Here is a 25,106-nt window from a genome sequence, read left to right as displayed (position 1 = left end):
CCGTATCCCCTCGCTCGCCGCCGGCCGCACCTCGGCCGGCGGCGAGCACTCGTGCGGACTGGTGCCCGGGTGCGAGGCTGGCGGCATGTCGTCCGTACGCGAACCGCAGCCCTCCCCGCCGCGGGCCGGGACGGGGCGGTGGCGGCTGCGGCTGGTCGGGTGGCTGGGCCCGGCGGGCTCGGCCGTGGCCCTGAACCAGTTGGCCACCGTTCTCCCACCGGTAGCCGTCGGCGCGGTGATCCTGGTCGTGGCGGTGGTGTACGGCCACAATCGACTCGACGAGCGCGCCCCGCTGGCCGAGGCGCTGCCCCGGATCCTGCTCTCCGTAGCGGTCGCCGGTGTCGCGCTGGCCGTCACGACGCCGTCGTCGTGGGCCGGGCCGCTCACCCTGGTGTCGGTCGTGGCGATCGCCTGCGCCGCGCTTGTCGCCCGGGACCGGGCGACAGCTCTGACCTCGCTTGCGGGGATCAGCGTCTGCACCGTGGGGCTGTTCGTCGTCACCGACGCCCTCCGTGTCGAGCGGGCCGGGGCCCGGTTCGTCGGGGTGACCCTGGGGACCTTCGCCGTGCTGCTGGGCCTTCTCGTCCTGCGCCACCGCCGGCACCTCTTCGGCGCGGACAGTGCCGGCCTCGCGTTGCTGCGCCAGGCCCGCGTGTTCTGGTCCCGGGCCGGCGTGCTGGGCGTGCTCAGCGTTCCGGCCAGCGTCGGTCTGGCCCGCGAGGGCTCCGTGGTGACCGCCGTCCTGGTCGCGGTGGCCGGCCTGTGCTGGCTGGGCGTGACGCTCGTCTTCGTGTTCGCCGAGCGGCGGGACGCCCTCGCCGGGGCGCTGCTGGCACTCAGTGGGGCGGCGGTCACCGTGCTGGGCCTGCTGGCGTTCCCGGCCCGGGAGTACCCGGTCGGGATGGTCGCCGCCACGGCGGGTGTGGCGATGGTGGGCGGCGGCCTCTCGTTGCTCGAATCGACGGGCGCGCTGGAGCGCCTGCGCGGTTGGCTGACCCACCTGACCACGCCGGCGGGCCGGAGCGCCGACGGCTGAGCGCCCGTCCCCTGCGTTGCGCCTCCCGCTCCGGCGTCACGTTCGGTGCCACGGAATCGTTGTCGCAAATGAGGATTGCACGATGTGGTAATCCCATCGGCCGCTGCGGATGGCGGAGACGCGATCGGGGTTGCGCCTGGGGACGGAGCGGGCAAGCACCGGGGTGCAAGGTGCGGACGGCCAGGGTCGGAATGGTTCTGCGACCGACAACTGGCACGGCCGGCAAATAGATATCGGCCTATCTTGACTTGCGCATCGGGCCGGCGCACCGTGAAGGACGCGCGGCAGATGCGCACCATTGTCGGCCCGCCTTCGGCGACGTACGGAATGCGAGCGCCGCTGGTTTCGCACGGCGCGTCAGGAGGCGTTCGATGCAGTTGAATCCGTTTTCCGGGGTCTATCTCACCGACCCCGCCAGCGCCTGGCGACGCATTCTCGACGACCCCGACCGGGTGCCCTACGCCGAGGATCTGGGCCTGTGGCTGATCAGCCGGCACGTGGACGTCCGGCACGCCCTCGCCGACACCGCGACGTTCGGCAACGCCCTCACCCTCGCCCCGATCTACGAGGTCTGCCCGGAGGCGATGAGCGTCATCGTGCAGATCGACGCGCCACCCACGACGGCCGCCGCCGACCCGCCGACGCACCCGCGTACCCGCCGCGCCCTGCGGGCCACCTTCGCCAACACCGCGGACCGGGCCGAGGCCGAGTACGGCGCGATCGTCCGTCGCCGCGTCGACGAGCTGGTGTCCCGACTCGTCGACCGCGCGGGCCGGCGGGCGGATCTCGTCGGTGAGTTCACCACCGAGCTTCCGCTGCTGGTCATCCTGGACATCCTGGGGGTGCCCGACGCCGACGTCGACCAGATCCGGCGGTGGGCGGACGGTCAGGTCGCCCTGATCTGGGGGCAGCCCGACCCGGACGAGCAGGTACGCCTGGCCCGGGGTCTGCTGGAGTTCTGGCGGTACTGCCAGGACCTGGTGCGGCGGCGGCTCGACAGTGGCCGCGACGGCGTCGACTTCATCAGCCGGGCGCTGACCTACCGCGACGACGACGACACGGTGCTGACGGTGACCGAGGTGGCGAGCCTCGCCTTCAACCTCCTGGTCGCCGGGCACGAGACGACCGCCGGCCTGCTCGCCCACGCGCTCGACGAGGCCCTGTCCCGCCCGCAGCGGTGGCGCGCGCTCGTCGCCGACCCACGATCCGTGCCCGACTTCGTGACCGAGACCCTCCGGTTCGCGCCCGCCATCGACGGTTGGCTGCGGGTGACGCGCCGCGACGTCACAGTGGGCGGGGCCACCATTCCGGCGGGGGCGCGCTGCCTGCTGATGATCGGAGCGGCGAACCGGGACCCCGCGGTGTTCGCCCACCCGGACCGGTTCGACCCGCGCCGCCCCGACGCCGCCGACCACCTGTCGTTCGGCCACGGGCCGCATTTCTGCATCGGGGCCGCATTGGCGCGACTGGAGGCCGGTGTGGCTCTCACCCGACTCGCCGAGGCCATTCCCGGCCTCCGACTGGCACCCGAGCACAGCCGTTCGTTCAAGCCCAATGTTTCGTTTCGCGCACACCACACACTCGTCGCGACAATCGATATTCACGCGCCCGCCGACGGCCCGACGGCAGCCCCGGCCGCCGCCACCGAGGCGCGGGCCGCCTGACGACGAGGACGCCGGTGGCGCTGACCTGCGGGCCAACCGACGCGGCCCGGGTGGGCTCCGCGCGACGCACCCCGACGCCTTCGGGCGCGTCGGGCGCGTGGCCTCGTGCGCTTTACGCGGCGATCCATCTCGGCGCACGTCTTCACACCCATCGTGTCCAGGGTTAAGAATTGCCCCCTATGAATGTTCAGCCCATCGGCCAATCTCGATCTGACGCCTGCTGCTGATTCGCGGGTGCCACGAAGGTGAGCGCATGGAGCACACGCCCCCGCCGAGCGCCGCTCACTCCGCGGCCAGCCAACAGTTCCGCTGGGAGCTGCGCAGCTGCCGGATCCGACGGGGACTGACCCAGCGGGCCCTGGCGGACCTGGTGCGGTTCAGCCGGGAGACGGTCGCCGCGGTGGAGTCGGGCCGCCGCTTCGGCAGCCACGAGTTCGCGGTGCGCTGCGACGACGTGCTCGACACCGGCGGCCTGCTGGCCTCCCTGTGGCCGCAGGTCGCGGCCGAGCAGTTGGCGGCCGACGGCCGGCGGGGCCCACGATCGGCGGAGCAGGCGCGGCTCGATCCGCCCGTGCCGCGCCAGCGGGGCCGGCGCGACGCGCGCGACCCGGGCGCCGTGGTGGACGCCATCGACGAGCTGCGCGAGCTGATCGGCCAGGTGCTCAGCAGCCAACCCGAGGCGGACGACTCCGGGCCGCGCCGCGCGCCCGAGCACCTCGACGATCAGCGCTGAGCGCGGGCCCCCGCGACCGATCGTCGCGCGCCACCGCCCGCTGACTCTGGGTACAGATGCTGGTACGGCCAGTTTGTACCACCGCCAGGTCTGGCCTCCGAGCCTGCGTTCCGGCGGAATGGGACTTGCATTCGGCAAGGTGCGTATAGACCGTCATCGACGAGTCGTGGGAGTCAATCTTGGCGTCGAGCACGAGGTCCCACGCGGCCCGACCCTACCCGAGGGGTCGACGCGCCTGGAAGATCGCGGGGCGGATGCGGCTCATCGTGGCGGCGCCCCTGGTGGCCGTCATCGGGTTCGCCGGCCTCGCGCTGACCGAGAGCGCGCGCCAGACGACCCGAGCCAGCGACCTGGAGGTCGTGGCACGCCTCGGCGCCGAGGCCGGTGACCTGGCGTACCGGCTGCAACGCGAACGGGCCGCCGCCGCCGACCTGCTCACCCACCCCGACGGACAGCAGCAGGACGCCTTCGGGGTGGAGCTGGCCGCCACCGACGCCGCCGTCGAGCGGTACCGCCGACAGCGCGACCGGGTGCCCACCGACGCCGACACGGGGCTCCTGCGCCGCGTCGACGCGGCACTGGACGGCCTGTCCCCGCTGCGCACCCAGGTCCGCACGGCCGAGCACGCCTCGGTGTCCGCGATGACCTTCAGCTACCGCATCGCGATCGCCGACCTGATCACCCTCCGGGAGAACGTCTCGCACGGCGTCGTCAACGCCCGGCTCGCCGACGGGATCCGGGCCTCGGCGGCGCTGTCGAAGACCGCCGAGGCGATCGGCCAACAGCAGGTCGCCGTGCTCCGCGCGGTCGCGGCCGGCGAGTTGACCCCCGCCACCCAGCAGGACATCACCGCGGCCCGCACCAGCTACACCGAGTCCAGCCTGTCGTTCCTGGCCCTCGCCCCGGCCGAGTGGAGCATCTGGTGGGAGCAGGCCGGCAGCGGCAAGGAGGCGCTCGCCCTGCAACGGATGCAGGACGAGGTGTCCCGCGCCCAGCCGGGCACGCCACTGCGCCTGGAGACCGCCGACTGGGTGTCCACGACACAGCAGCGCGCCGCCCGCCTCGCCGACCTGCGGGGGCGCGTCGACGTCGCGGTGCTCGACGACGTGCGGGCCGCCCACGCCGACCAGCGCCGCAGGGCCGTGGCCGAGGCGGTCGGCGTGCTGCTGGCGCTGCTGCTGACCGCGCTGGTGACCTGGGCCGTCGCCCGGCAGATCACCCGCCGGCTGCGACGCCTGCGCGACGCCGCAAACGCCGTCGCGTTCGAACAGCTCCCCGCCGTGGTGGCCCGGCTGCAACGCCCCGACAGCGCCAGCGTCGACCCCGACGAGCTGGCCCGTCAACAGTCCACCGCCGCCCTCGAACCCTCAAGCGACGACGAGATCGGCGAGCTGGGTCAGGCGTTCAGCGCCGTGCACCAGGCCGCCGTGCGGACCGCCGCCGAACAGGCCGTCATGCGCGCCAACACCGCCGACATCTTCATCCACCTCAGCCGGCGCGAACAGCGGCTGGTCGACGCCGTCCTCGCCCAGGTCGACCGGGTCGAACGGGACGAGACCGACCCCGACCGCCTGCACCAGCTCTACACCCTGGACAACCTGGCGACCCGGATGGGCCGCATCAACGCCAGCCTGCTCGTGCTCGGCGGCGTCGGCGTGGGCCGGGTACGCCAACACGACGTGCCACTGCAACAGGTGCTCCAGGCGGCCCTGTCCCAGATCGAGCACTACGCGCGGATCCGCCTCGGCATGGTCGACGGCGACGTCGCCGTGGCCGCCAAGTCCGTCGACGAGGTCGTGCACCTGCTCGCCGAACTCATGGACAACGCCACCGCGTACTCGCCCCCGGGCAGCGAGACGTGGGTGAGCGGCCGCAGCCTCGGCGACCGGGTCATCATCCAGATCAGCGACGAGGGCGTGGGCCTGCCCCCACAGCGGTTGCAGCAGCTCAACGAGTTGCTGGCCCGGCCACCCGCCATCGACGTCGCCGCCGTGCGGGCCATGGGGCTGGTCGTCGTGGGCCAGCTCGCCGCCCGCCTGGGAGCCGGCGTCCAACTGCGTCGCGGCCCCCGCCGCGGCACCCTCGCCGAGGCGACCCTGCCCGCCGCGATCATCCGGTCGTTGCCGCCGGAGGAGTACCTGCTGGCACCCGGTCGGCTGTCGCGGCGGGCCGCCCGCACGTCTGCACCACCGCCGTACCGGCCGGGGCCGACCGCCGGGCACGCCTCCGCGGCCAGGACCCTGCCGGCGGCGCCCGTGTTCCGCCCGACGCCCCGCGCGGACCCCGGTGACGCGCCGACCGACGAGCTGCTCATCTTCGAACAGGTCAACCACTGGTTCCACGCCGATGTCGTCGACGCCTCCGACGGCCGGCAGTGGTCCAGCCCCGCCGACGACGCCTGGCGTACCGCCGCGCAGGCGCACACGCCCGACGTGGCCGCGACCACCAACTCCGGCCTGCCCAAACGACAGCCGCAGCGGCACCTGGTGCCCGGTGGCGTCACCGTTCCCCAGCAACAGCAACGCTCCGAATACCGGGACCCGGCCCAGGTCGCCACCGCGATGGCCGCGTACGCGCGCGGGGTGGCGGCCCGCCGGCGTACCCCGATCAACCTCGGCAACTCATGACCGACAGGGAGAGCACGTGACCGACCACCAGGATCTCGGCTGGCTGCTGGACAGCTTCGCCGAGCGCGCGACCGAGGTCAGCCATGCGATCGCCATCTCCAGCGACGGCCTGATGGTGGCCGCCACCCGCGACCTGCCACCGGACCGGGCCGACCAGCTCGCCGCGACCGGCAGCGGCCTGGTCAGCCTGCTGCGGGGCGCGGCGGCGTTCTTCGACGCCGGGGCGGTGATCTCCAACGTCACCCAGCTCGAAGGCGGATTCATGTTCTCCATGGCCTTCAACGACGGGGCGTCGCTGCTGGTGCTCGCCGCGCCCGAGTGCGACGTGGGCAAGGTCTCCTACGAGATGACGGAACTGGCCAACCGGATCGGCGACGCGCTGACCCCCGCGGCCCGTGCGGCGCTCGCGCGCAGCCGCTGACCCCACCGACACCCCTCCCCTTCCCCTGGAGACGACATGTCCCTCACCACCCCCGCGCGCAGCCGTGCCCTCGCCGCCGGGCTGCTCGCACTCGTGCTGACCGCGAGCACAGCCTGCGCCGCCGACGAGCCCGGCACGACCGGCGGCGGATCCATCAAGATCGGTCTGCTCGCCTCGCTGTCCGGGACGTACCAGTCCGTCGGCAAGGAGATCCGCGACGGCTTCGAGCTGTACCTGGACACGCACGACGGCAAGCTCGGCGGCCGGCAGGTCGATCTGGTCGTCGCCGACGAGGGCAACGGCGCCGCGACCGCCGTGCCGGCGGCGACCAAGCTGCTCAAGCAGGACCGGGTGGCCGCCCTCACCGGCATCGTCGGCGGCGGCTCGGTCGCCGGCGTCTACCCCCTGCTGCAGGAGACCAAGGTCCCGCTCGTCGGCTCCAACGGCCGGCCGGAGATCAAGGACGTCTCCCGGGTCTGGCACACCTCGTACCTCTCCGACGAGCCGGGCGCCGCGATCGCCCAGCACGTCCGCGACAACGTCAAGGGCTCGGTGTACGCAATCGGCCCCGACTACCAGGGCGGCTGGGACGAGCTGCGCGGCTTCACCGAGGCGTTCGCCAAGGCCGGTGGGACGCTCGCCAACCCCGACGGCAAGACCACCTTCACCCCGTTCCCGGCCACCACCAACTTCACGCCGTACTTCGCCCGGATCAAGGCGTCCGGCGCGCAGGCCGTCTACACCTTCTACGCCGGCAGCGCCGCAGTCGACTTCGTCAAGCAGTACGCGCAGTCCGAGATCAAGGACATTCCGCTGTACGCGGCGGGGTTCCTCACCGAGGGCGGCGTGCTCAACGCGCAGGGCGAGGCGGCCCGGGACATCTTCTCGGTGCTCAACTACTCCCCCGACCTCGACAACGCCGAGAACCGTGGCTTCGTCGCGGCGTGGAAGGCCAAGCACGACGGGTCGCCGACGACGTACGCCCTGGCGTCGTACGACGCGGCGGCGGTGCTCGACCGGGCCATCGGGGCCGCCGGGGACGACCCGACGCCGGAGGCGATCAACGCGCAGATCGGCAAGCTCGGTCAGATCGCCAGCCCGCGCGGCGCGTGGCAGTTCTCCACCGTCACCCACTCGCCGGTGCAGAAGTGGTACCTGCGTCAGGTCCGCCAGGACGGCCGGGCGCTGTCCAACACCGTCGTGGGTGACCTCGCGACCATCGGCCGGTGATCGCGGTGGCGGCCGGCCCGAACCGGATCGACCCGTACGTCATCCCGGCGCTGGACGGTGTCGCCTACGGGCTGCTCGTCTTCGTGGCGGCGGCGGGCCTGGTCTTCTGTTTCGGCGTCGCCAACATCCTCAACCTGGCGCACGGCATGCTCTACGCGATCGGCGGCTACACCGCCGCGGCGGTACTCGACGGCAGCTGGGCGAGCCTGGCCCTCGCGCTGGGGGTCGGCGTGCTGGCCGCCGCGGCGGCGGGTGTGCTGCTCGCCGGCCTGCTCACACCCGTCGCCACCGGCAACCACCTCACCCAGGCGCTGCTGACCTTCGGGGTGGCGCTGGCCGGCGGCAGCCTGCTCGTCGCCGGCTTCGGCCCCGACGATCCGCAGGTCCTGGTGCCCGCCGCCCTCGACGGGTCGGTACAGGTCGCCGGGCACCGCTACGCCGCGTACCGGCTGGTGTTCATCGTGGTGGCCACGGCGCTCGCCGCCGGGCTCTACCTGACGGTGCGGCGGACCCGGGCCGGGATGCTGGTCCGCGCCGCCGTGGACGACCCGGAGATGGTCGCCTGCCTGGGCGTGAGCCCGACGCGCATCAGGGTGGGTGTGCTCGCCGCCGGTGGCGCGCTGGCCGGCGCGGCGGGGGTCCTCGGCGCGCCCATCATCGGCCCCGGCGCGGACACCGCCGACACGGTGCTGCTTCTGTCGCTTGTGGTCGTCGTCCTCGGCGGCCTCGGGTCCATGGTGGGCACCCTGCTCGCGGCGCTGGCGATCGGCGAGATCCAGACCCTGGGCGTGGCGCTGCTGCCGTCCGCCGCCCCGTTCCTGCTGTTCGCCGCCATGGCCGCCGTGCTCGCCGTGCGGGCACGGGGCCTGGCCCTGCGGTGGGCGGCGACGTGAGGGACGAGGTGCTCCGTCGCGTACGCGCCGCCGTGGCGACGCTCGTCCTGGCCGGCCTGCTCGTGGCGCCGTGGGTGGTGGACGACTACACCGCGGCGATCCTCGCCCGGACGCTGGCGCTGGGCCTGGTCGGGGTGAGCGTGGCGCTGCTCACCGGCGTCGCCGGCATGCCCACCCTGGGCCAGACCGCCCCGTACGCCGCAGGCGCGTACGCCAGCGCGGTGCTCGGCAGCCAGGTCTCCGACGTCGGCGTCGTGCAGGTCGCCGTGGCGGCGCTGGCCGGGGCGACGCTCGCCGCCGTGACCCTGCCGTTGGTCGTCCCGGCCCGGGGCGTCATCGTCCTGATGATCACCCTGGCGATCGGTGAACTCGTCGTGACCGTCCTCGGGCGCTGGCGGTCGGTGACCGGCGGCACGGACGGCCTGGCCGGCATCGCCGGAGTCCGTCCCTTCTGGGGACTGCCGGTCCTGGCCACCGACCAGGCCCGCTATCTCTACACGCTCGTCGTCGTGGCGACACTCGTCGGCGCGGTCCTGCTGCTGCTACGGACCCGGGCAGGCGTGCTGCTGCGCGCCGGCCGCGACGACGAGATGCGGCTGCGGGCCAGCGGACACCGCGTGCCGCTGTACCTGTCCGGCGCGCACGTCGCCGCCGGGGCGATCGCCGGCGCCGCCGGCTCCCTGCTCGTCGTCGCCCAGCAGTACATCTCCCCCGCCGACTTCGGCTTCGACACCTCCGCGCTGCTCCTGCTCGGCGTCGTCATCGGCGGCACCGCGTCGGTCGGCGGCGCGCTGGTCGGGGCGGCGCTCGTCATCGCCGTCCGCGACTGGTTGTTCGGGGTGCTGCCCGGACACGCGCCGCTGGTGCTGGGCGCACTGTTCGTGGCGACGGTCTACCTGCTGCCCACCGGCGTCACCCGGGCCCGCCGCCCGCGTCCGGTCCCCGCGCCGCGCCCACCGGACGTCGCGCCCACCCGCGACCGCGACGCGACGCCGGAGCTGCGCGTATGAACTGCCTGCTGAGCGCCGAGAAGATCAGCGTGCGGTACGGCTCCCTCGCCGCGCTCACCGACGTGGACCTGTGCGTGCACGACGGTCAGCGACACGCCCTGATCGGGCCCAACGGGGCCGGCAAGACGACACTGCTCAGCGTGCTCGGCGCGACGACACGGCCACAGCGCGGCACGGTGCGCTTCGTCGGACGCGACGTCAGCCGGCTCGGCCCGGCGGCACGGGCGCGGCGCGGCATCAACCGGACCCACCAGCGGCCGGCGGTCTTCGCGACCCTCACCGCGATCGAGAACATCGAGGTCGCCGCCCTGCCCCGGACCATCCGACGCCGCAGGTGGTCACCCGGTGGGACCCGGGGCGCGGCCCGCCGGACCGCCGCCGAACTGCTCGACCAACTGGGCCTGTCCGATCTCGCGACGGTGCCCGCCGGTCACCTCGCCCACGGACAGCGCCGCCAGTTGGAGATCGCGATGGCCCTCGCCGGCCGTCCCCGCCTGCTGCTGCTCGACGAACCGGCGGCCGGGCTGTCGGCCACCGAGGTCGGCCGGCTGGCCGAGCTGCTGGCGGCGCTGCCCCGGCAGGTCGCCGTGCTGCTGGTCGAGCACCACCTGGACCTGGTGTACGCCCTCTGCGACACCGTCACCGTGCTGCGCGACGGTCGGACAGTGGCCGCCGGCACACCGGACGAGATCCGTACCTCGCCGCTGGTGCGGCGGGCCTACGCCGACGGGGTGTCCTGATGCTGTACGTGGAGCGGCTCTGCGCCGGCTACGCCGGAGGGATCGTGCTGCACGAGGTGGACCTCCGGGTGCACCCGGGCAGCATCCAGGCGGTGGTGGGCCGCAACGGGGCCGGCAAGAGCACCCTCGTGCACACCATCGCCGGCCTGGTACGCGCCTCCAGCGGACGCATCGAGATCGGCGGCGTCCACGTGGCCGGGCGGCAACCCCACCGGGTCGCCCAGTCCGGCGTCGGCCTCGTCCCGCAGGGCCGGCGGGTCTTCTCCCGGTTGACGGTGGCCGAGCACCTCGTGCTGGCGGCGTCGCCGTGGCGGGCCGCGACACCCGGCGGCGAGGGCTGGACGGTGCCCCGGATCCTCGAACTGCTGCCCCGGCTCGCGGCACGGCTGCGGCACCGCGGCTGTGAACTCTCCGGCGGCGAGCAGCAGATGCTGGCCATCGCCCGCGCCCTGCTCGGTCAACCACGGGTGCTGCTGCTCGACGAGCCCTGTGAGGGGCTCTCCCCCGACCTGGCCGCGCGGGTCCGCGACCTCATCGGTCACCTGGCCGCCAGCGGGTTGACAGTGCTGCTCGTCGAACAGCAGCTCCGCCACGCGATCGAGATCGCCGACCGGGTGGCGGTGCTGGAGTACGGCCGGGTCGTCTACGACCGGCCGACAGCCGAGGCGCGCAGCGACCCGGGCTCCCTGGAGGCGATCGTGAGCATCGCCGCCCCGCCGCCGTCCCCGGCCAACCGATCGACCCCTCGGCTCTGGGCCGACACCCCGTAGGTCACCCGATTCCTCACGGAGAGGCAGAAGACGATGGCGACTCCCCCAAGCGATGGCGCGTACACCTTCGACAACGGCGCACCGGACGCGGTCCCGCAGATGCGGGCGCTGGAGTCCTTCCTGGACCCGATCACGATGCGTCGCCTGGCCCGCTCGGTGCTGCGCCTCGGGTCACACTGCTGGGAGGTCGGGGCCGGTGGCGGCTCGATGGCCCGGCGGATCGCCCGCGCGGTCGGCCCGGACGGCGGCGTGCTGGCCACCGACATCGACCCCACGCACCTGCGGGCGGACGGCAACCTGACCGTACGCCGGCACGACGTCCGCACCGACCTGCCGCCCGGGGACGCGTTCGACCTGGTCCACGCCCGTCTGGTGCTGCTGCACCTGCCCGAGCGCCGACGGGTCCTGCGTACCCTCGCCGGCGCGCTGACGCCCGGCGGTTGGCTGCTCGTGGAGGAGTTCGACTGCACGACGCCGGTGCGGGTGCTGCACGCGCCGAGCGACGACGCGGCGAAGCTGTTCGCGCAGGTGATGGACACCATGATGGGTGTGCTCCAGGACCACGGCGCCGACCTGGGATGGGCGCAGGACGTGCACACCGAGATGGTCCTCGCCGGCCTCACCGACGTGGACACCTGCACCCACTCGCAGAGCTGGGCCGGCGGGTCGACCGGAACGTCGCTCTACGAGACGAACTCCCGTCAGCTGGAGCCGGACCTGCTGGCGGCGGGGCTGTCGCCCCAGCAGCTCACCGCCTTCCGCCGGCTGGTGCGCGACCCCTCGTTCGCCGTCATGTCGTACCACTTCGTGTCGACGCGGGGCCGCCGGGCCAGCTAGGCCACCGGTGCGGCCCGCCGTGCGTGACGGGCCGCACACCCCCTAGAGCGTCCTAGGAAGGAAGGGTGGCACGGCCGGTGCCGAGCAGGGCGCCGGCCGCGCCATCCTCAGGCGTCGAAGCGGGTACGGCGGCGGGCCAGCAGGTAGCCGCCCATCCCGAGGACGACCAGGAGAGCGCCGAGGCCGGCGATCAGGCCGGTGGAGGCACCGGTGATCGGCAGCGAACCGCCGTCTCCCCCACCCCCGCCGTCGCCGTTGCCCCCGTCGCCGCCGTTGCCGTTGCCGCGCGGGTTGATCAGGATCTTGGCGGTGTCGTTGGCGGGCTTCAGGTCCGCGATCGGGCCCGGCCCGGAGCGGGTCCGCAGCGCCACGCCGCCGGTCTGGCTGCCGGCCCGGTCGATCCGTAGCCCGAACTCGAAGCCCATCCGCTCGCCCCGGGCGACGCCACCGGAGGCGGAGCACTCGTAGAGCCGCGCGCCGGGCTTGCCCGGACGCCACTGCTCGTCGGTCGGGTCGACACAGGACGTCGACACGCTGACCGCGGTGACGCCGGCGGGCAGGGTCACACTGGTCACGACCACGAGCCCCTGCTGGCCGGGGTCCCCGGCACGGGCCGGGCCGTTGTTGGCGAAGCCGACGGTCATCGCGGCGGTGGTGCCGACGGCACCCGTGACGGTGGCGCCGACGGCGGCGACGTCGGCGCGCTGGTCGCCGGCCACGGTGAGCGTGATCGTGGTGTCGTTGTTCACGAAGCGGGTGTCGGTCTGCCCGAGCGCGCGGGCAGACGTGTCGTCGGCCGGCACCAGCGTCAGCGCCGGGTCGGAGCCCTTGGGGCCCAGCGGCGCCGCCGGCCGGTACTGCGACTGGAACTCCGCCCAGTCGGCAGGCGTGAACCAGTAGGCGAAGTTGTAGTACAGGTTGGGCGCCCACGTGTCGGCGCCGACCGTGCCGGCGAACGTGGGGTCGACGCCGAGCGTCTCGCCGGGTGCGAGCGAGTTGTCGAACGTGCAGGCGAAGGCGCTGTTGTCCAGGTCGAGGTCGGTGTACTCGCAGTTCTTGTAGCGTTTGCCCGGGGTCATTCCGTTGAAGCCGTACAGGTACAGCACGAGGCCGCGCGCCGTCGTCGCGCCCCGGTTCGTCACCGAGAGCGGCACGCCGACGGTGGACCCGAGGGTGCCGTTGAGCTCCAGGTCGGACGCGGTGGCGAGGTCCACCCCCTCGCCGATGCTGACGGTCGAGCGGTAGGTCGCGGTGCCCACCCCCGGGGCGGTGACAGTCAACGCCAGCTCGCCGCTTCGGCCCACCTCGGCGTCGGCGCGCGCGGTCACGCCCAGCGTGAGCAGGTCCTGGTCCGGCTCGTTGGCGCCGTCCACGGTGCAGGTGAGGACGGGGCCCTGGGTCGTGCAGGTGCTGCGACCCTCACCCTCGCGGACGTCGGCGAACGCGGTGACCGCGCTGCGGTCCACCCGCACCGTGTAGGTGCCGAGGGACTGCGGGGCAAGCGAGTGGAGCGCCACCCACTTCTGCGGGCCGCCGGGGGCGACGATCGCGCTGTTGGCGTAGAGGCCGAGGGCCGCCACGGGTTGGGCGGGAGCGCCGACGGCCGCGACGGGTTGGGCGGCGGCGGCGGACGCGGTGGCGAGCAGGCCGACCACGGCGATCCCGGCCAGCCAGCGCCGTGCGAAAGATGGATGCGGCACGGGTTCCTCCGAGGGACGACGGCTGACCAGCGTCGCGCGATGTGCCGGCGCCTGGCGGGGTACGCGAATGCAGAGCGTAGCCAGAGTTGCACATATGTCGCTGCGCCGAGGCCCCGCCTTGCTGACCACCGGTGCCCGAGCGCCAGACGGCACCCGCCCCGCCCGGTGCGCCGACCGGGCGGGGCGGGACTCGACGGATCGGTCAGTGCCGGCCGACGAAGATGCCGATGCCGTTGGCGACCGCGCGCTCCGTACCGTCGGAGGGGCTGTTGCGGGCGGTGGCCGTCGCCTGGCCCGGCTCGCGGACGGCGACCGTGGTCGAACCGCCGCCGTCCAGGTTGACCGCCGCGTCCGCGCCGAGCGCGCGCAGCACGTCGGCCAGCTCGGCGATCGTGAGGCCGGCGCTGGCCGGGGCGCGGCCGGCGAGCGCGACGAGGTACACGGTCCTGCCGTCCGGGCTGACGCCGGCCGCGCTGCGCACGGCGGCGGTCCTGGTGTCGAGGCCCGCGAGGGGTACGCCGTCGCGCAGGATCGGCGCACCGCCGACCGCGAACGTCAGCTTGGGCGCCCCGGCGGAGGAGAGCTTCTCGTGCACGCTCACCCGGTCGCCGACGGCGAGGTCGTCGAGCGCGTCGGCGCCACCCTCGCGGCCCACCAGCACCTCGGTGTCGGCGGGGATCGCGCCCGCTCCGGGCGTCTGGCCCACCGCGGTCACCACTCCGCGGCGGATGGTCACCTCGTACGTGTGGGTGCTGCACGGGTCGTTGCGGCTGGTGTCGCTGCCGCAGGTCGACCGCACCCGGGAGGCCGTGCCCCAAGCGGAGGTGAAGAGCCCGACGCCGCCGACCGGGAGCGCGTACTGGTTGAGGCCGCCCAGGGCGATCGCGTGCGTTCCGCTGCGGACCTCGCCGGTGAGGCTCAGGGTGTCGACGCGCGCCTCGCCGTTCACGCCGACGCCGAACACGTCGCGGGTCGAGGTGCCCGGGGCGAGGCCGGGGCCGAAGCGTTGGGCGGTCGGTACGGCGAACTTGAGCTGCTCGCCGTCGGCGATCTCCGGGCCCGAGGACGAGCCGGTCGGTGCGACGCCGGCGTGCGTCTCGCTGATGTTGAAGAAGTCCCCGTTCACGCCGGCGATGGCGCCCTGGGCGTTGGTCATCGCGGAGACGACCTGGCGCTGCGCCACGGTGTCCGGGTGCAGGAGGTCCAGCGAGACCCTGTTCTTGCGCAGGTCGGCGGTGAGCAGGTAGCCGACGGCGGGGCCGCGCGGGGTGTCCACCTGGAACGAGCCGTACGTGACGCCCGGTGCGAGCTGCTCGCTCGACGTGACGGCTACCGGGGCCACGGATGCGGACGTCGTCGGGGTGGCGGCCCGGGCGGCGCCGACCGGCGCCGCGAGCGTGCTCAGTCCCGCGGCGAGCAGCAGTGCCAGACCCGGGCGTACGAGGTGCGATGGCCTCATCGCCGTTCCTTTCCTTCGGTGCGGTTCCGGGCCGTGCCCGGAGGTTCGTGCCGGACGGGCGGCTGGGCCGGGCCGGCGGTGATCTTCCTGGCCAGCCGATCACCCGACGATGAACGCGAGGGACTGTCGACGTGAACCGCCCACACCGTCTTGATCAACTACGGACGCCCGGAGGGCGTGCGACAGTGCTCGCACGCCCTCCGTGGGCGGTGTCCGGGGTCAGCGCAGGACGCCGATGCCGGTGAACGACCTGTCGTACTCGGGGAACGACTCGTTCGTGTAGGGCGCGTTGATCCAGGTGCGCAGCGAGTTGGCCGCCGTGTCGATCTCGACCAGCCGCACCGGGTTCGTGGTGTTGGAGTGGAAGGTCTGGAGGAATGAGTAGATCTTGTTGCCGTTGACACCGGTGTCGACCCGGTTGCCGGCGACACCGACGTGCCCGGAGAAGAGGAAACGGATGTTGGCGTACTGCTTGACCAGGTTGTCGAAGAGGTACTGGGGGCTGGTCGCGCCGTACGACGCGCTCTGCTCGATGGCGCCGCTGCCGTCGATGTAGTCGTGGGTGACGACGATGACGTTGTGCCGGGGGTGGGCGGCGACGACGGCGCGGGCCCAGGCGACGGCCTCGACCCGGGGCCAGAGTTCGAGGGTCAGCACCATCCACTGCGCCCCGCCGGCCGAGAAGGTGGAGTACGAGTTGTCGACCTTCCCGCTCTCGAACTGCCCCTGCACCGCGCCGTACTGGCCGACGGTGAAGAACTGGTTGAACACCGTGGTGTCCCGGACGAGTTCCCGGGTGTGTGCCGGGTCGCGGGCCGAGCCACCGACGCCGGTGGCCTGGGTGTCGTGGTTGCCGATCGCCAGCGCGTACGGGATGCCGGCGGCCTCGATCGGGCGCATCGCGTCGCGGGCGATGACGTACTGGGAGTGGTCGGGGGTGTCCCAGTTGACCACGTCACCGGAGGAGGCCACGAAGCGCAGGTCCAGTGCGGACCGGTTGCGCACCAGCCAGTCCGTACGGTTGCGGAACCGGGTGTCCGCGCTGTTCAGCACCTCCTGCTGGGTGTCCGGCAGGACGGCGAAGCTGAAGGTCGTGTCCGTGGCGCCCGGGGTCTCCATCCGCGCGTACGCGATGTGGACGTTGCGGTCGCAGGACTCGGCCCGGAAGTCGTTCACGAACTGGATCCGCACGGTGTGCTGACCCGCCCCGACCGCCGCGCCGACGGGATAGGTGCCGTAGCTGGTCGCGCTGACGATCGTCGTCTGGCCGACGCTGACGCCGTCGACTGTCACCCGCACGGTCGGCCAGCCCTGGCAGTTGTCGCCGATGGCGCCGATCAGCACCCGCCCCGAGCCGGCGACGCTTGTGGTGGCGGAGCTCGAGTTGCCCCAGAGCGAGGCGTGGGTGCCGGAGGCGGGCGTCGGGGTGCCGGTCGCCGTACGGATCGCGCCGTCGACGACTGTGAACGGCGAGGGCTCGGCGGCGCTCGCCGTGCCGCCGGCGAACGCGCCTGCGGCCACCGCGACAACCGTCGCCGCGACCGCCGCCACGAACGCGGATCTGCTTCTTCTGGTCAACACCGCTCATCCCCTCGACGCCGGTACCCGTTGAGCTGGGCAGGCCGAGCGTAAGGATGATTCGTGCGATACATATGAATGTATGACAGACGGCTGCCGTACCGGAGGTGGCCTCTTCGTGGCGGGCCGGCCCGACCCCAACCACCACCAATAGCCGCAAAGACCTCGAAGCGGACATCTGGGCATCCACGCCGAGGATCGGGCGGAGATCCGACACCCACGCCCCGACAGCCAAAAAGTTTTGTTGGGTTCCTACAACAGAGCGACTGTCGGTTCGGCGGTTGCACCATGGCGCCGTCCGTCCGGAGCCGGAAAAGTGACCACTGCCGGGAGCCGTCAACTACCGGCACGCACATCATGGTCTACCAAAGGGGTCAGTCGGGTGTTCAACCGTGTCGCCATCGTCAACCGTGGTGAAGCTGCCATGCGGCTCATCCACGCGGTCCGAGAGCTGGCCGCGGAGACGGGCAGCCGGATCGAGACGGTCGCCCTCCACACCGACGTCGACCGCACGGCCACCTTCGTGCGCGAGGCGGACATCGCGTACGACCTGGGTCCGGCGTCCGCCCGCCCGTACCTGAACCTGGCGACGCTGGAGCGCGCCCTGACCGAGACCGGCGCCGACGCCGCGTGGGTCGGCTGGGGCTTCGTCGCCGAGGATCCGGCGTTCGCGGAGCTGTGCGAGAAGATCGGCGTCACGTTCGTCGGGCCGAGCCCCGAGGCCATGCGCCAGCTCGGCGACAAGATCGGCGCGAAGCTGATCGCCGAGGAGGTCGGCGTGCCTGTCGCGCCGTGGAGCCGCGGCGCCGTCGAGACCCTGGACGCCGCCCGGACGGCGGCGGCCAGCATCGGCTACCCGCTCATGCTGAAGGCGACGGCCGGTGGCGGCGGGCGCGGCATCCGCGTGATCACCAACGAGGCCGAACTCGCCGACGCGTACGAGCGCACCAGCCAGGAGGCGGCGCGGGCGTTCGGCAGCGGCATCGTGTTCCTGGAGCGCCTGGTCACCGGCGCCCGGCACGTCGAGGTCCAGGTGATCGCCGACGGCCAGGGCACCGCGTGGGCGCTCGGCGTACGCGACTGCTCGGTGCAGCGACGCAACCAGAAGGTCATCGAGGAGTCGGCCTCGCCGGTGCTCGACGCGTCCCAGGCGGCCGAGCTGAAGACCTCGGCGGAGCGGCTCGCCGTGGCGGTCGGCTACCGGGGCGCGGCGACCGTCGAGTTCCTCTACCACCCCGGCGACCGGCTGTTCGCCTTCCTGGAGGTCAACACCCGCCTGCAGGTCGAGCACCCGATCACCGAGCTGACCACCGGATTCGACCTGGTCAAGGCACAACTGCACGTCGCCTCCGGCGGCCGGCTGGTCGGCGAGCCGCCGGCCGAGCGCGGGCACGCCATCGAGGCCCGACTCAACGCCGAGGACCCGGACCGCGACTTCGCGCCGTCACCGGGGCGCATCGCGCGGCTGGACCTGCCCGCCGGCCCGGGCATCCGGGTGGACACCGGCGTCAGCGAGGGCGACACCATTCCGGCCGACTTCGACTCGATGATCGCGAAGATCATCGCGTACGGGCGTGACCGCGACGAGGCGCTCGGCAAGCTGCGGCGGGCGATGGCCAACACCACGGTGATCATCGAGGGCGGCGCGACGAACAAGAGCTTCGTGCTCGATCTGCTCGACCAGCCCGAGATCATCGACGCCAGTGCCGACACCGGCTGGATCGACCGGGTCCGGGGCGAGGGTCGACTCGTGACGCACCGGCACTCCGCGGTCGCCCTGGCCGCCGCCGCCATCGAGTCGTACGAGGAGGAGGAGCGCGCCGAGCGGCAGCGGCTGCTGTCGACCGCCGCCGGTGGCCGCCCGCAGGTGCAGCACGCCAGCGGCCGGCCGCTGGACCTCAAGCTGCGCGGCGCCACGTACCGGATGCGGGTGGCGCGGATCGGGGCACACCGGTTCCGCGTCGGCATCGAGGCGGGCGGCGCCGTGCGCACCGCCGACGTCGAGCTTGACCGCTTCGACAGGCACACCGGCCAGATCGTCGTCAACGGCATCCGGTACCGCCTGCTCACCGGCACGCACGGGCCGACCCACCTCGTCGAGGTGGACGGTGTGACGCACCGGGTCAGCCGCGACGAGGGCGGTGTCCTGCGTTCCCCCATGCCCGCGCTTGTCGTCGCCACCCCACTGGAGGTCGGCGACGAGGTCGAGGCGGGAGCACCGGTGCTGGTGCTGGAGGCCATGAAGATGGAGACGGTGCTGCGCGCGCCGTTCAGGGCCCGGCTCAAGGAGTGCGCCGTCTCGGTGGGCAGCCAGGTGGAGGCCGGCGCGCCGCTACTGCGGCTGGAGCCGCTCGCCGACGAGGGCACCGAGGCCGCCGCCGGCCCGAGCGTCGCCAGCGTCGAGCTGGACCTGCCCGCCGCCGACGACAACGCGGCGGCGCACGAGCGCAGCAGGCGCGGCCAGGAGGATCTGCGCGGCCTGCTGCTCGGTTTCGACGTCGACCCGCACGACGACCGCCGGGTGCTCGACGACTACCTCGTCGTGCGGCGGTTGGCCGCCGAGGACGGGCACCGGCCGCTGGCGGCCGAGGTGGACCTCGTCGAGGTGTTCGCCGACCTGGCCGAGCTGAGCCGCAACCGGCCGACCGGCGAGGACGGCGGCGCCCACGTCCGCAGCGCCCGGGAGTACTTCCACACCTACCTGCAGAGCCTCGACGTGGAGCGGGCCGGGCTGCCCGACGCCTTCCAGGCCAGGCTCGCCAAGGCACTCAGCCACTACGGCGTCACCGACCTGGAGCGCTCCCCCGGCCTGGAAGCCGCCGTGTTCCGGATCTTCCTGGCCCAGCAGCGCGCGTCCGCCGACGCCACGGTCGTGGCGTCGCTGCTGCGCGAGTGGCTGCGGGAGACCCCGCCGGACGAGTCACTGCGCGAGCCCGCCGGCCTGGCGCTGGAGCGGCTGATCGCCGCGACGCAGGTCCGCTTCCCCGCCATCGCCGACCTGGCCCGGGGCGTGGTGTTCGCCTGGTTCGCGCAGCCGCTGCTGCGCCGTAACCGGGCCCGTGTCTACGCCCAGATCCGGGCGCACCTGCGGCACCTGGACGCGCAGCCGGACGCCCCCGACCGCGCCGAGCGCATCGCCGAGATGGTCCGCAGCACCGAACCGCTGGTGCGCCTGCTCGGCCAGCGCCTGGTCCGTGACCACCTGGACAACACGGTCATGCTGGAGGTGCTCACCCGCCGCTACTACGGCAACAAGGCCCTCACCCGGGTGCGGACCCGCGAGGTCGCCGACTGCGCCTTCGTGGTCGCCGAACGCGCGGACTCCAGTGTGGTCTCCGCGGCGGTGAGCTTCGACGCGCTGGGTGGCGCGCTCCGAGGGCTCGCCGAGTTGGCCGGCGACGAGGACTCCGTCGACGCCGACATCTACCTCGCCTGGGAGAACCAGCCGGAGGACTTCGACGCCATGGCCGCCGCGCTGCTCCAGGTGATCGCCGCACACCCGTTGCCGGCGCAGGTCCGTCGGCTCACCGCCACCGTCGCGGGTCGCGGCGGCGCGGTCATGCACCACCACTTCACCTTCCGCCCGTCGGACGGCGCAATGGTCGAGGACCGGCTGATCCGCGGTCTGCACCCGTACATCGCGCAGCGGATGCAGTTGGAGCGGCTGCACAAGTTCGACCTGACCCGGCTGCCGTCGTCCGACGAGGAGGTCTACCTCTTCCAGTGCGTGGCGCGGGAGAACCCGGCCGACGAACGCCTCGTCGCGTTCGCCCAGGTCCGCGACCTGACCGAGCTGCGCGAGCAGGACGGCCGGCTGGTGGCGCTGCCGACCGCCGAGGACGCGGTCGCGGCCTGCCTCGACTCGATCCGCCGGGCCCAGTCGCGGCGGCCGTCGAAGACGCGCTTCACCACCAACCGGATCGTGGTCTACGTCTGGCCGCCGAGCGAGCTGACCCGCGAGGAGATGGAGATGATCGCCGGGCGCGTGCGCCCGACGACAGTGGGCGCGGGCCTGGAGGAGATCCTGTTCATCGCGCGGCAGCGCGACCGTCGCACCGGCGAGCTGACCAAGATCGCGGTACGGATCTCGTTCGACGCCGCGGGCGGCGCGGAGCTGGCCGTGGGCGAGCCGCCGGTCGAGCCGGTGGAGCCGCTCGACGAGTACCGGCTGAAGGTGCTGCGGGCCAGCAGCCGCAACACGGTGTACCCGTACGAGTTGACCAGCCGGCTCGGTGACTTCGTCGAGCACGACCTGGACGACGCGCACGCGCTGGTGCCGGTGGACCGGCCGAAGGGGCGCAACCGCGCCGCGATCGTCGCCGGTGTCGTCACCACGCCTGCCACGCTGCACCCGGAGGGTGTCACCCGCGTGGTGCTGCTCGGCGACCCGACGAAGTCGTTGGGCGCCCTGTCCGAGCCGGAGTGCCGGCGGGTGATCGCCGCGCTGGACCTGGCGGAGCGGATGCGGGTGCCGCTGGAGTGGTGGGCGCTGTCCGCCGGAGCCCGGATCTCGATGACCTCGGGCACGGAGAACATGGACTGGGTGGCCGCCGCGCTCAAGCGGATCGTCAAGTTCACCCAGGCCGGCGGCGAGATCAACATCGTCGTGGCGGGCATCAACGTCGGCGCGCAGCCGTACTGGAACGCCGAGGCCACGATGCTCATGCACACCAAGGGCGTCCTGGTGATGACGCCGGACTCGGCGATGGTGCTCACCGGCAAGCAGTCGCTCGACTTCTCCGGCGGGGTGTCCGCCGAGGACAACTTCGGCATCGGCGGCTACGACCGGGTGATGGGGCCGAACGGGCAGGCGCAGTACTGGGCGCCGAACCTGACCGCCGCGCGGGACGTGCTGATGGCCCACTACGAGCACACGTACGTCGCGCCCGGCGAGGACGCGCCACGGCGGGCGACCACCACCGACCCGGTGGACCGCGACGTCTCGGCGTTCCCGCACGACGTGGCCGGCAGCCCCTTCCGCACGGTCGGTGAGATCTTCTCCGCCGAGGCCAACCCGGACCGCAAGAAGCCGTTCGACATCCGGACGGTGCTGCGGGCCCTCGCCGACCAGGACCACCCGGTGCTGGAGCGGTGGGCGGGCATGGCCGACGCCGACACCGCGGTGGTGCAGGACGCCCACCTCGGTGGCATCCCGGTGTGCCTGCTCGGCATCGAGTCCCGGTCGGTACCGCGACGCGGGTTCCCGCCCACCGACGGCCCGGACACCTACACGGCGGGCACGCTGTTCCCCCGCTCGTCGAAGAAGGCCGCGCGGGCCATCAACGCGGCCAGCGGCAACCGGCCCCTGGTCGTGCTGGCGAACCTGTCCGGCTTCGACGGCTCGCCCGAGTCGATGCGCAAGCTGCAACTGGAGTACGGCGCGGAGATCGGCCGGGCGATCGTGAACTTCCAGGGTCCGATCGTGTTCTGCGTGATCTCGCGCTACCACGGCGGCGCGTTCGTGGTGTTCTCGAAGGCGCTGAACCCGAGCATGACGGTGCTCGCGCTTGAGGGGTCGTTCGCCTCGGTGCTCGGCGGTGCTCCCGCCGCGGCGGTGGTGTTCTCCGCCGACGTCAACGCCCGTACGGCCGCCGACGAGCGGGTGCGGGCCCTGGAGGCCCGTGTCGCCGCCGCGGCCGGCACCGAGCGCGCCGCGCTGGCCGCCGAGCTCGACGAGCTGCGCTCGTCGGTGCGGGCGGAGAAGCTCGGTGAGGTGGCCACGGAGTTCGACCGGGTGCACAACATCCAACGTGCCGTCGAGGTCGGCTCGGTGGACGCCGTCATCCGCGCCGCCGAGCTGCGTCCGCGCGTCATCGAGGCCATCGAGGCGCGTCTGCGGTAGGGCCCTCGCCCTGCCAGTGGGGACGGCACCGACTCATCGCGGTCGGTGCCGTCCCCACTGTCGTGAGCGGACGCACCCTCGAAACTTTCATCCGACGACTGTCCACAGCCGCGCAGCTCACCCGACTCTTTTCCGGAAGTTTTCAGAGTTGACGGGGCCCATCGACGGCCATAACGTTTCGAACGAGTTTCCGGTCCTCGTCCCGCCCCACGCCCCCATGACATCCGGGCCGCACCCTCCCTTCAAAGATCGACACCTGTCGATCATCACCGAAAGGAAGGCAGATGAAGCCAAGACGGTGGATCAGCGCCGGCGTCGTCGCCGTCGCGACCGCTGCGGCGTTGAACGCGTTACCGGCCACCGCGAGCCGGCCGTACGACCCGACCACGCAGACCCTCGCGGCCCTCGGCCAGCGCCACGGCCTGAAGATCGGCACCGCGGTGAACGCGACAGCCCTCAACGACGCCGGCGACCCGCAGTACCGTCGGCTGGCCGCCTCCGAGTTCTCCTCGGTCACCGCCGAGAACGCGATGAAGTGGGAGAGCCTGGAGCCCACCCGCGGCACCTACGACTGGACGGCCGCCGACCAGCTCGTCGAGTTCGCCGCGCGCAACAGGCAGGCCGTGCGCGGCCACGTGCTGGTCTGGCACAGCCAACTGCCCGCCTGGCTGACCAGCGGCGTCGCCGACGGCAGCATCAGCAAGCAGGAGCTGCGCGAGCTGCTGCGCAAGCACATCACCACAGTCGTCAAGCGCTACCAGGGCAGGATCTGGCAGTGGGACGTCGTCAACGAGGCGGTCAGCGACCCCTGGGACACCCCGTCGACTCTGCACTACAAGGGTTTCTGGGCGCAGAACCTCGGCCCCGACTACATCGCCGACGCGTTCCGCTGGGCCCGCGCCGCCGATCCCAGGGCGCTGCTGTTCTACAACGACTACAACATCGAGGCGTTCGGCTCCGGCAACCCGGCCGACGACAAGACGCAGTTCGTCTACGACATGGCCAAGGGGCTGCGCGCACAGGGCGTCCCGATCGACGGCGTCGGCTCGCAGGGCCACCTGGGCACTCAGTACGGCAACTTCGACACCCTCCAGGTGACCGCTGCCCTGAAGCGGTTCGCCGGTCTCGGTCTGGCCACCGCGTTCACCGAGGTCGACGTCCGCAGCGAGATGACCGAGGCCGTCCGGGCCGGCAACTCCGCCGAGATCAACCCCCGGTTGCAGGCGTCGGCCGCCAACTTCAGCGTGCTGATGAAGGCGTGCCTCGCCGTACGCACCTGCCTGTCGTACACCGTCTGGGGTTTCAGCGACAAGTACTCGTGGGTGCCGGACTGGTTCAACGACCCGCCGGAGGGCCTGGCCACCATCTACGACGAGAACTACCAGCCCAAGCGGGCGTACCAGGAGTTGAAGTCGGACCTGATCTTCGCCGGCCCGCCGTACGTCCTGCCGCGCGTCGCACCCAGGCCGCACCGCTGAACGGACACGGGTCGTGCGGGGTCCACCCTCCTCGCACGGCCCGTGTTCAGCGCGGCGCGTGCGCTCAGTCGCCGGGCAGGAGCGGGCGAATGAACGTCCGCTCGTAGCGCGACGGCCGGCAGTATGATCACGGACACCTCGGCGAAGACTGTCGCCTCCCGCTGCCGGAGACCGCATGTCGACAGATCCGCCCGGCGACACCACCCGATCCCCTGGCGCGCTCCTCGGCCGCCGTGCGTCCGGCCCGTACCGCGCGATCCGCCGCGCGCTTGCCCTCGGCTGCCTCGTCGCCGTCGCCGCAGTGCCGGCCGAATCGCCGGTGGCGGGGGCTTCCGCGCCCACGACGGTGCGGGTGCTCCAGCTGAACCTGTGCAACAGCGGTCGCGCCGGCTGTTACACCGGCCGGTCACTGACCAGAGCCGCCGAGGTCATCCGGGCCGAACGACCCGACCTGGTGACTCTCAACGAAATCTGCCAGAGCGACGTGCCCACCCTGGAGGCGGTGTTCGCGGCCGTCCACACCGACGCGATGGTCGTGTCCGCCTTCCAGGCCGCCGGTGACCGCCCCAGCGGCGCCGACACCCGGTGCCGCAACGGCCAGGCGTACGGCATCGGGTTGCTGACCCGGCTGGCGGCGGACGGCCGGCACGCCGTGCACAGTGGAATCCACCCCACACAGGACGTCGCGGACCCCGAGGAGCGACCCTGGCTGTGCGTCCACGTCGGCGACGCCCTCAACGCCTGCACCACCCACCTGGCGGCGACCAGCCACGCCGTCGCGCTCACCCAGTGCGGCCACCTGCTCGACGAGATCCTGCCCGCCGTCAGGCGAGACAGCGGGTACGCGCCCACCGTGCTCAGCGGCGACCTCAACCTCCGCCTCGACGACGACCCCGACGTACGGGCCTGCACGCCACCCGGTTACCGGCGCGTCGGCGACGGCGCGGTGCAGCACATCCTGACCAGCGCCGACATCATGCTCTGCTGCGCCCGGTCGGTGGGCATGGGCGGGGCGACCGACCACCCCGCCCTGCTGGCCACCCTCGTCATCGACGACACACGGCCGACCCGTCGCTGACGACGACAGG

17 protein-coding genes are annotated in these 25,106 nt (G+C 72.8%); 14 read left to right on the top strand and 3 right to left on the bottom strand.

The window, feature by feature from the left end:
* Positions 1-85 precede the first annotated feature (85 nt).
* The 11 genes from MILUP08_RS17500 (at position 86) to MILUP08_RS17455 (ending at position 11,961) form a co-directional block, all read left to right on the top strand.
* Positions 86-1,036, top strand: a complete 951-nt coding sequence (locus MILUP08_RS17500; RefSeq protein WP_007460030.1) for a hypothetical protein — start codon at positions 86-88, stop codon at positions 1,034-1,036.
* A 371-nt stretch (positions 1,037-1,407) separates the two neighbouring features.
* Positions 1,408-2,700: a cytochrome P450 gene (locus tag MILUP08_RS17495; RefSeq protein ID WP_007460028.1), complete on the top strand. Its 1,293-nt coding sequence runs from the start codon at positions 1,408-1,410 to the stop codon at positions 2,698-2,700.
* A gap of 253 nt (positions 2,701-2,953) precedes the next feature.
* Positions 2,954-3,433 (top strand): helix-turn-helix transcriptional regulator, encoded by a 480-nt coding sequence (locus MILUP08_RS17490; protein ID WP_007460025.1) that lies wholly within the window; start codon positions 2,954-2,956, stop codon positions 3,431-3,433.
* A 254-nt stretch (positions 3,434-3,687) separates the two neighbouring features.
* Positions 3,688-6,060 (top strand): sensor histidine kinase, encoded by a 2,373-nt coding sequence (locus tag MILUP08_RS17485; RefSeq protein ID WP_007460023.1) that lies wholly within the window; start codon positions 3,688-3,690, stop codon positions 6,058-6,060.
* 16 nt (positions 6,061-6,076) lie between these two features.
* On the top strand, positions 6,077-6,481 hold the full coding sequence (locus MILUP08_RS17480) for a roadblock/LC7 domain-containing protein (protein ID WP_007460021.1): 405 nt from the start codon (positions 6,077-6,079) through the stop codon (positions 6,479-6,481).
* A 36-nt stretch (positions 6,482-6,517) separates the two neighbouring features.
* Positions 6,518-7,711 carry an ABC transporter substrate-binding protein gene (locus tag MILUP08_RS17475; protein WP_007460019.1) on the top strand — a complete coding sequence of 398 codons (1,194 nt, stop codon included), beginning with the start codon at positions 6,518-6,520 and terminating at the stop codon, positions 7,709-7,711.
* Positions 7,708-8,604: a branched-chain amino acid ABC transporter permease gene (locus MILUP08_RS34680; protein WP_007460017.1), complete on the top strand. Its 897-nt coding sequence runs from the start codon at positions 7,708-7,710 to the stop codon at positions 8,602-8,604. The genes MILUP08_RS17475 and MILUP08_RS34680 overlap by 4 nt, the downstream gene beginning before the upstream one ends.
* The gene (locus MILUP08_RS34675) at positions 8,601-9,614 is read left to right on the top strand and encodes a branched-chain amino acid ABC transporter permease (protein ID WP_007460016.1); all 1,014 of its coding nucleotides are present in this window, start codon (positions 8,601-8,603) and stop codon (positions 9,612-9,614) included. The genes MILUP08_RS34680 and MILUP08_RS34675 overlap by 4 nt, the downstream gene beginning before the upstream one ends.
* A complete protein-coding gene (locus MILUP08_RS17465) occupies positions 9,611-10,354 on the top strand; it encodes an ABC transporter ATP-binding protein (protein WP_007460013.1) in 744 nt (247 codons plus the stop codon). Before MILUP08_RS34675 ends, MILUP08_RS17465 begins: the two co-directional genes overlap by 4 nt.
* Positions 10,354-11,124 carry an ABC transporter ATP-binding protein gene (locus MILUP08_RS17460; protein WP_007460011.1) on the top strand — a complete coding sequence of 257 codons (771 nt, stop codon included), beginning with the start codon at positions 10,354-10,356 and terminating at the stop codon, positions 11,122-11,124. The genes MILUP08_RS17465 and MILUP08_RS17460 overlap by 1 nt, the downstream gene beginning before the upstream one ends.
* A 33-nt stretch (positions 11,125-11,157) precedes the next feature.
* On the top strand, positions 11,158-11,961 hold the full coding sequence (locus tag MILUP08_RS17455; protein WP_007460009.1) for a class I SAM-dependent methyltransferase: 804 nt from the start codon (positions 11,158-11,160) through the stop codon (positions 11,959-11,961).
* Between the two features lie 107 nt (positions 11,962-12,068).
* Here MILUP08_RS17455 and MILUP08_RS17450 read toward each other — a convergent pair whose 3' ends face one another.
* The 3 genes from MILUP08_RS17450 to MILUP08_RS17440 form a co-directional block, all read right to left on the bottom strand.
* On the bottom strand, positions 12,069-13,661 hold the full coding sequence (locus MILUP08_RS17450) for a hypothetical protein (RefSeq protein ID WP_007460007.1): 1,593 nt from the start codon (positions 13,659-13,661) through the stop codon (positions 12,069-12,071).
* A gap of 202 nt (positions 13,662-13,863) precedes the next feature.
* Positions 13,864-15,120, bottom strand: a complete 1,257-nt coding sequence (locus tag MILUP08_RS17445; RefSeq protein WP_007460005.1) for a phosphodiester glycosidase family protein — start codon at positions 15,118-15,120, stop codon at positions 13,864-13,866.
* A 219-nt stretch (positions 15,121-15,339) separates the two neighbouring features.
* Complete coding sequence (locus MILUP08_RS17440) at positions 15,340-16,701, bottom strand: carbohydrate-binding domain-containing protein (protein WP_007460003.1); 1,362 nt, start codon at positions 16,699-16,701, stop codon at positions 15,340-15,342.
* Between the two features lie 379 nt (positions 16,702-17,080).
* On the opposite strand from MILUP08_RS17440, the gene MILUP08_RS17435 reads away from it, so the two are divergent.
* The 3 genes from MILUP08_RS17435 (at position 17,081) to MILUP08_RS17425 (ending at position 25,096) form a co-directional block, all read left to right on the top strand.
* On the top strand, positions 17,081-22,540 hold the full coding sequence (locus tag MILUP08_RS17435) for an ATP-binding protein (RefSeq protein ID WP_007460002.1): 5,460 nt from the start codon (positions 17,081-17,083) through the stop codon (positions 22,538-22,540).
* A gap of 284 nt (positions 22,541-22,824) precedes the next feature.
* Positions 22,825-24,018 carry an endo-1,4-beta-xylanase gene (locus MILUP08_RS17430; protein WP_007459998.1) on the top strand — a complete coding sequence of 398 codons (1,194 nt, stop codon included), beginning with the start codon at positions 22,825-22,827 and terminating at the stop codon, positions 24,016-24,018.
* A 175-nt stretch (positions 24,019-24,193) separates the two neighbouring features.
* The gene (locus MILUP08_RS17425) at positions 24,194-25,096 is read left to right on the top strand and encodes an endonuclease/exonuclease/phosphatase family protein (RefSeq protein ID WP_007459996.1); all 903 of its coding nucleotides are present in this window, start codon (positions 24,194-24,196) and stop codon (positions 25,094-25,096) included.
* Positions 25,097-25,106 lie beyond the last annotated feature (10 nt).

The organism is Micromonospora lupini str. Lupac 08, from assembly GCF_000297395.2.
Classification (GTDB): Bacteria; Actinomycetota; Actinomycetes; order Mycobacteriales; family Micromonosporaceae; genus Micromonospora; species Micromonospora lupini.
This window is presented reverse-complemented; position numbering and strand designations above follow the sequence as displayed.

Coding starts and splice junctions, on each gene's coding strand:
- MILUP08_RS17425 (WP_007459996.1), top strand. CDS start 24,194: ATGTCGACAGATCCGCCCGGCGACACCACCCGATCCCCTGGCGCGCTC.
- MILUP08_RS17460 (WP_007460011.1), top strand. CDS start 10,354: ATGCTGTACGTGGAGCGGCTCTGCGCCGGCTACGCCGGAGGGATCGTG.
- MILUP08_RS17500 (WP_007460030.1), top strand. CDS start 86: ATGTCGTCCGTACGCGAACCGCAGCCCTCCCCGCCGCGGGCCGGGACG.
- MILUP08_RS17430 (WP_007459998.1), top strand. CDS start 22,825: ATGAAGCCAAGACGGTGGATCAGCGCCGGCGTCGTCGCCGTCGCGACC.
- MILUP08_RS17445 (WP_007460005.1), bottom strand. CDS start 15,120: ATGAGGCCATCGCACCTCGTACGCCCGGGTCTGGCACTGCTGCTCGCC.
- MILUP08_RS17495 (WP_007460028.1), top strand. CDS start 1,408: ATGCAGTTGAATCCGTTTTCCGGGGTCTATCTCACCGACCCCGCCAGC.
- MILUP08_RS17485 (WP_007460023.1), top strand. CDS start 3,688: ATGCGGCTCATCGTGGCGGCGCCCCTGGTGGCCGTCATCGGGTTCGCC.
- MILUP08_RS17455 (WP_007460009.1), top strand. CDS start 11,158: ATGGCGACTCCCCCAAGCGATGGCGCGTACACCTTCGACAACGGCGCA.
- MILUP08_RS17465 (WP_007460013.1), top strand. CDS start 9,611: ATGAACTGCCTGCTGAGCGCCGAGAAGATCAGCGTGCGGTACGGCTCC.
- MILUP08_RS17475 (WP_007460019.1), top strand. CDS start 6,518: ATGTCCCTCACCACCCCCGCGCGCAGCCGTGCCCTCGCCGCCGGGCTG.
- MILUP08_RS17490 (WP_007460025.1), top strand. CDS start 2,954: ATGGAGCACACGCCCCCGCCGAGCGCCGCTCACTCCGCGGCCAGCCAA.